The following is a 474-nucleotide window of genomic DNA, read 5'->3' on the forward strand; positions in this document are numbered from 1 at the left end:
CCCACGGGAAGAGGAAGGCGATCTCCAGATCGAAGACGATGAAGAGGATTGCCACCAAGTAGTAGCGCACGTCGAACTTCAGACGCGCAGTCTCGAAGGCCGCAAACCCACATTCATAGGGGGAGTCTTTCTCCGCATCCGGGCGGCGAGGTCCCAAAAAGTAACCCAGAACGAGCGGGCCGACGCCAACCAAGATCCCGACGATGATAAAGATCAGGATCGGCAGATAATTGTCGAGCATCAGTCCTCCCGAATTTACTTATTCTCTGACGTCGAACCGGACCGAGAGTCTAGTGCAGCCGTCATGGCAGTGTCAACCCGAGGATCAATCCAAATCATTAGGCTATTCAGACTTTTACGTGCATGTCTGCGCAAAAAAAACGGCATGTCGCGGAAGCGACATGCCGTTTGCTTGTACTACAGATGGTGCCGACGGCCAGACTCGAACTGGCACGGCTTACGCCACTACCCCCT

1 protein-coding gene is annotated in these 474 nt (G+C 54.4%); it reads right to left on the reverse strand.

The window, feature by feature from the left end; genetic code table 11:
- Positions 1 to 241, reverse strand: a 241-nt coding sequence (gene ndhC, locus B4N44_RS12010) for an NADH-quinone oxidoreductase subunit A (RefSeq protein WP_296701087.1), incomplete at its 3' end; no start/stop codon positions are given.
- Positions 242 to 474 lie beyond the last annotated feature (233 nt).

The sequence above is a fragment of the Thiocapsa sp. UBA6158 genome (assembly GCF_002423035.1).
Lineage (GTDB): Bacteria > Pseudomonadota > Gammaproteobacteria > Chromatiales > Chromatiaceae > Thiocapsa.